Consider the following 5,985-nt stretch of genomic DNA (forward strand, 5'->3'; position numbering starts at 1 on the left):
TCTACTAGATAAACTATTAATATTTGTGTATAATTATGACATCGAATCATAATTATACACGCACCATTCATCCAGGCGCGCTCATTAAAAATTATAGCGCTGGCCATAAGAGTGATTCTAGGTAAATAATTCTGTGTAGGTGCTTAGTAATTATACATAGCCACTACAAGTGTAAAGTAGGTCAAAATAGGAAAAATCCAGAAAAATTGCCCCCAAGAGTGGCAAGAGTTATCACAGTGGCTGAAAAATTTCAAATCACTTCGCAAAGTTTATTTTATCTTCAGACAAAAAATGAATACTTACTGTAGAAAACAAAAATGATTTATGGACTAATAAATGACATCGAAGACATTCATCCTGACTCCTGACTCCTAAAAAGTACCCTAGCTATTTGTAGCAAACATTGATCAAATTGGCATAAGTTTTTTGCTTTGGTTGCTACTTTTGGAAAGTGCTGTTAAAATCCCTTAATCAAAAGCTACTTTACTGAAAAACAATGAAAAAACATCATATTATGGCCAGTGTCTTGTCTACTGTAGCGATCGCTGGTGGTGTACTTTTTTCTAGTACCGCAGAAGCTTGTATTTTCAGCAACAAGGGTAAAGATTCGATGTCGAAAACTTCATTAGTTTCACTAAACTCTTGGTTAAGCAAAAATTTTCCCGGTAAGTCTGACTTTGCTATTGCTGGTATTGCTGCTGGTACAGTAGGTTTAATGGGATTAGGTGCTTTTTCTGCTAATCGTTATATTACTCGTAAAGCAGAAGCTGATGTTGATACTGGGAATGAGTTTATGGAAGGACCAGCAGAAGAAAAACTGGTTCAACAGCATCCTGAAGCACCAGGTGGCGAGCTAGACTTAGTAGAAAATAATGAAGTTGTATCTGAGCAAGCTGAAAAAGAAATTTCTCTCGTCAAATAATTTTATTGTCATTGGACACAAATAATTTTCTGTAGGACTTCCAGTTACTCAAAGCTGGGAGTTTTTTAATTTTGCTTAGGTACTTGGCAAATATGCTGTTCAAAAATTGTTCCTAACAACTCTAAATACTTCTATAGATATCAAATGATTTCTATTTAGGGTTTGCACTCATAAAGTCTTTATGGTGGGGTAGGAGACAGGAGACAGGAGACAGGAGACAGGAGACAGGAGAAATGGGGAATGTAGAGGAAGCAGTAGGAAGAATTATCCCAAGATTGTTCTGCCATAGTCACTCCAAAATCCGCTCCTTTTTGAGCTGCTTAATATGAAAACCTTGTACTTTTTCAAGACATAAATTGCCTAAAACCAATACCAGTCAATGCGCGCGATATTTAATCAGCAAGCCCTATTTAAAAAGAGAAAAGTAGGGAGGAGAGGAGTATTTTTCAACCTTTTTTCCCATATTCTTTCTCTTCTGACTCCTGACTCCTGACTTATTTATATTCTTTAAAAATCAACTCCACGTTTTAATTCCACCCCATGATTAGCATAATGTTTATGACAGAAAACCTCTGAATGAACACTAGCCAAATCAAAATATGCTGGTGGGTTAAGACAACGACCAGTAATAATTACCTCCGTATCTTTTGGCTTGCGTAATAAAGCTTCAACTATTGGTCCTACTTCTAATAATTCTAAATCTACAGTAGGATTAAGTTCATCTAAAATAATAGTCTTATATAAACCAGAAGCTATCGCCGCCCTCGCTATTTCCCAACCCCTTTCTGCTTCGACAAAATCTATTTCTTTTTGTTGTCCTCGCCACACAATAGCATCTCCCCCACAACGTTGATGATCCACTAAATTTGGATAGCTTTGACGTAAAGCGGCGATCGCTGCATCTTCTGTATAACCAATACCTCCTTTGAGCCATTGTATAATTAGGACTCGATGAGATTGGTCTTGACTAATACCCCTACCTATGGCCTGTAATGCTTTACCCAAAGCGCTGGTAGATTTACCCTTGCCAGCACCAGTATAAATTTCAATCCCAGTAATACCATGAGCTTTCGCAGTTGGGTGTTGATGGGGTTTCATTTCTGAATGTAAGTCGGCGATGTCCAACAATGCCTGAGGAGCTGCACGGCCTGTCGCGATAATTTCTAATTGTTCTGGTTTATCCTTTATAGTGTGAATGACTTCATCCACTGGTAACAGACCTAAGTCCAAAACTGGATTTAGTTCGTCCAAGACCACAACTGAATATAAGTCAGAAGCGATCGCTCCTTTGGCCACATCCCAACCTCTTTGGGCTTCTTGACGGTCAAATGTAATAATTTCATCATGGCCAAAATATTCACTTCTACCAGTGCGTACTTGGTCTATCAGATGAGGAAAGCCTTTCTGTAAGGCTTCTATGGCAGCATCTTCATCATAAGAGCGGTCAGGTCCTTTGAGAAATCTTAGTAGTAATACTCTAGTTGGAGAGTCAGAATGTATCCCTAGACCGATGGAACGTAAAACTACTCCTAATGCTGCTTGAGATTTACCTTTGCTGGAGCCATCGTAAACATGAATTTGTCCCACAATTCTTTCTGACATGGCCTGTGCGGTGCGTATACCAATGCCGTTTCTTCTCATAGGTCTCATAAGTAAGTAGTTATCTATAAAGTTTGTAATTATTTTTTGATAGTAATTGTGTATTGGAAAAAATTACAAGTTAACTGTCACGACCGGGGAATAAGGAAGGAGGAATAGACAATATTAGAATTTTTCTAAAGTAACTTACCTTCTCGCTACTAATTACTTTAATCATTGTGTAATTCAACTAATTGAAGTTTATATTAGAGCAATTAACATTTTTTAATACCACGAGCAGAATTTATATCTACTTAACTTAGATAATATCTAAATAATATCAAAATTCAGACCGACTGAATCATATTTTATTTACCGAAAAATTCAGGTATAAAGCCTCTCCATTCATGGAGAAAAAAGCGGTCGTTTTGCTACGCAAGATTAAAAAGATGAAAAGCGGAGTTTCCCGTAGGGTGGGATGGCGAGGAAACCTGCGCCATATCCATGAGACCAAGATAAGAAAAAAAATCTTTTGATCCAATCCTCTCCTCTTATTTATAAGTTTATAAGAAGAGGTAATTCTAAATTCGCGCATTCTAAATTCTAAATTATTGAATTTGTCCCCAAAAATTAGCTATGAATTTAACTATTTTGCCTTTGAGGGCTATTGTCTCTAGCTCTTTAATATTATTATTAGTAATTGCCATTGAATCATTTTTTCTTCAATACCGACTTAAATTAATTCCAAAAGTTAGTGTTCAGTATGCAACTGTAATGAATTTAATTTCTACCTGTATAGGGTGGATATTCTTTTTTTATGCAGTAAGTATTGTGCCAAATATATGGGAAAAAGAAGTCGTAGCTTATATTTTATTTGGTAAGATTGGCACAATTTATCCTATATTCATACTTTTCATATTTCTTAGTTTTTTGCTTTCTCTAATTGTGAAGTTTATTAGTTTGAATTGGTGTGAAAATTTATGGGATGAAAAATATAAAAATAGTGGTGCTAGTATCAATTTATCACAAGCATTAGGACAATTAAGAACGCCAAAGTTTTTGGTGATTACATTGGCTCATATTTGTAGTCATTTAGCAATAGTATTTATTTTATTTCTGCAGAGGTTTGAATTAACATGAAAGAAATTTGGAAAAGTTTTACTGATTTATTCAAAGGTATTACTGACATTTTAAAGAATTTACTAAATTTATTACTTCCTCCTAAGTTTTGGCATTGGCAAACATTTTTACTGTTAAGTGGAATGTTATTACTGGTGTCTTTGGTTGTAGCTGAAGTTGATAGTAATAGGGAAGTAGAAGTTGATTTTATTTCTGTTTTAAGCTGGTTATTTTTAACATTTTCTGTCGGATGGTTGACAACTCAGAAACCATTTGTATTTCGAGGTATCAGTTTAAGTCCCTGGATTACAGCAGGGCTAATTTGCTTTCTTTTATATGAAAAATTAGAGAGCAATTTGAAGTATGTAGCTATAGTGTCTTGGCCAGTAATTGCAGTGTGCATAGCAGCGATAATTTTGGTATTGAATACTCCGGAAGAATCGACAGAACAAAAAGTTGATGTATTATCAAAGCCTAGTTTTGTCATTTTAGTTTTGGTCAATTTTTTGGTTAGTTGTTGGTTGGGATTATATTTTGTGATTCAGGGAATAGTACAACAATATCCCACCATGGGAGAGGATGATTTGAGTAAAAGTACATTTGTTTATCGACTGATCAAGCCTTCAATAAACGATTATAGAGGCGCAAAAATTCTGAATTTAATGCAAGAGAAATTGAACAATCAGTTAGCAACTCAAAGAGTGGAATTATCCGTACCTAATATGAAGTTGAAACTGCAAAATATTAAAGATGAAGTGACTAAAGAAATATCTGAAGTTAAAGAAGATGATTTCTGGAAGTTACAAACGCCAATAGTTGCTAATCAGTCTGGATATCAGTTAGAGTTACAATTATTTTGGGAAGGAATTACAGCAAAAGATGAAAGTTATTATCTGAGTAAAAATTGTAAAATCGAAGAAAAAGTAGGTCAAAGAAGTTATGGTAATACTTCACAAAATGAAGCAGTACCAATTAGAGTTGGAAATGTTGAATGTAGTGCTGTAGAAAAGAAACTGGTTAAACCAGAAAACCAGTCAGAAGATGTGACAAAAATTTAGAGATAAAAAATAAGTGGAAATAGGAGGTTAGGAAACATTTTATGAATCTAGGGAGAATTCTGGCAATTTCTCAAAATGTATTTTGGGAAGTAATTCGCGATCGTATCCTTTATTTAATTATTTTTTTTGCTTTATTAATGATTGCTGCTATTAGATTAATCCCAGAATTATCTGTAGGTACGGAGGATAAAATAATCTTAGATTTTGGGTTAGCAGTTATTAGTGTTTTAGGTTTGATAGTGACGGTTTTTATTGGCACTGCTTTGGTGAATAAAGAAATTGAAAAACGCACTGTTTATGTTTTGATTGCTAAACCATTAAGTCGTTCGGAATTAATTATTGGTAAATATATTGGTTTATCAGCAGTTTTGGCTGTTTTATTGTTGGCTATGACAATAATATATGGATTAATTCTGAATTTAAGTGGAATTTCATATCCTATAGTTAGTATTTTAGTAGCAGTAATATTTATATTTATTCAGTTGTCTTTACTCACTGCAGTAGCAATTTTATTTGGTGTATTTACCAGTTCTCTGTTAGCGACATTATTTACATTTGGTATTTATTTAATGGGGAATTTAAGTAGAGATTTGGTTAAGTTGGGAGAGTTGAGTGATAATCCTGGAATTAAAAAGTTAATGATGGGATTATATGTAGTATTGCCAGATTTAAGCAGATTAGATTTGAAAAATGATTCAGTTTATGGTTTACTGCCAAGTATAGCTACTTTAGTTACTAATTTTGGTTATGCTTTGCTTTATACAATGTTGATTTTATCAATTACTATAGCTATTTTTGCTAGGCGAGAATTTTGAATTTAAAAAAGTTTTAGGTGCTAGGTTTGAGGTTGTCGCTGAGAAAGTTTGAGCTAATATTTATACAATTTTTCTAGTGTTGGAGGTACAAAATTTTAGGAATTTAGGGAGTAGGAAGTAGGGGGTAGGGAAAAGAGATTAATTTTAAAACTGTACCTCACTATCTGGGCAAAGTGTTCTAATTTCAAGAATCGTAGGAAATTGAGAATTTTCCCAGAAAATCTGACTAGGGCAATCTTGATTTGAAAATGGTATTAGAAAAAATAATTTGTCTGGTTTTTCTTAAGTCAATTAACTAGAGGAAGCTTTGAGGTTGTAGGTGAGAAAAGTTTGGTAATAGTTAATTCTAGCAATGGCAGTTAATTGAGAATTTTCCCAGAAAATCTGACTAGGGCAATCTTGATTTGAAAATGGTATTAGAAAAAATAATTTGTCTGGTTTTTCTTAAGTCAATTAACTAGAGGAAGCTTTGAGGTTGTAGGTGAGAAAAGTT

At 34.1% G+C, this 5,985-nt stretch carries 5 protein-coding genes; 4 read left to right on the forward strand and 1 reads right to left on the reverse strand.

Annotation, left to right across the window (positions count from 1 at the left end):
- Positions 1–496 precede the first annotated feature (496 nt).
- Complete coding sequence (locus tag F6K23_RS25900; RefSeq protein WP_293161154.1) at positions 497–922, forward strand: hypothetical protein; 426 nt, start codon at positions 497–499, stop codon at positions 920–922.
- Positions 923–1,429: 507 nt separating this feature from the next.
- Here the strand turns inward: F6K23_RS25900 and F6K23_RS25905 are convergent.
- Positions 1,430–2,563 carry a cob(I)yrinic acid a,c-diamide adenosyltransferase gene (locus F6K23_RS25905; protein ID WP_293161242.1) on the reverse strand — a complete coding sequence of 378 codons (1,134 nt, stop codon included), beginning with the start codon at positions 2,561–2,563 and terminating at the stop codon, positions 1,430–1,432.
- 573 nt (positions 2,564–3,136) lie between these two features.
- Between F6K23_RS25905 and fraC the strand changes: the two genes are divergently transcribed.
- Genes fraC through F6K23_RS25920 form a run of 3 tightly spaced genes read left to right on the forward strand, consistent with a single transcriptional unit; the run spans position 3,137 to position 5,492 of the window.
- Positions 3,137–3,640 (forward strand): filament integrity protein FraC, encoded by a 504-nt coding sequence (fraC, locus tag F6K23_RS25910; protein WP_293161156.1) that lies wholly within the window; start codon positions 3,137–3,139, stop codon positions 3,638–3,640.
- The gene (locus F6K23_RS25915) at positions 3,637–4,677 is read left to right on the forward strand and encodes a DUF5357 family protein (RefSeq protein WP_293161158.1); all 1,041 of its coding nucleotides are present in this window, start codon (positions 3,637–3,639) and stop codon (positions 4,675–4,677) included. Before fraC ends, F6K23_RS25915 begins: the two co-directional genes overlap by 4 nt.
- Positions 4,678–4,718: 41 nt before the next feature.
- On the forward strand, positions 4,719–5,492 hold the full coding sequence (locus tag F6K23_RS25920) for an ABC transporter permease (RefSeq protein ID WP_293161160.1): 774 nt from the start codon (positions 4,719–4,721) through the stop codon (positions 5,490–5,492).
- Positions 5,493–5,985 lie beyond the last annotated feature (493 nt).

Origin of the sequence: Okeania sp. SIO2C9 (genome assembly GCF_010672455.1) — a bacterium.
In the GTDB taxonomy this organism is placed as follows: domain Bacteria; phylum Cyanobacteriota; class Cyanobacteriia; order Cyanobacteriales; family Microcoleaceae; genus Okeania.

What these genes read in the sequence shown, in the direction of transcription:
- F6K23_RS25915 (WP_293161158.1), top strand. Translation starts at nt 3,637, where the DNA reads ATGAAAGAAATTTGGAAAAGTTTTACTGATTTATTCAAAGGTATTACT.
- F6K23_RS25905 (WP_293161242.1), bottom strand. Translation starts at nt 2,563, where the DNA reads ATGAGAAGAAACGGCATTGGTATACGCACCGCACAGGCCATGTCAGAA.
- F6K23_RS25900 (WP_293161154.1), top strand. Translation starts at nt 497, where the DNA reads ATGAAAAAACATCATATTATGGCCAGTGTCTTGTCTACTGTAGCGATC.
- fraC (WP_293161156.1), top strand. Translation starts at nt 3,137, where the DNA reads ATGAATTTAACTATTTTGCCTTTGAGGGCTATTGTCTCTAGCTCTTTA.
- F6K23_RS25920 (WP_293161160.1), top strand. Translation starts at nt 4,719, where the DNA reads ATGAATCTAGGGAGAATTCTGGCAATTTCTCAAAATGTATTTTGGGAA.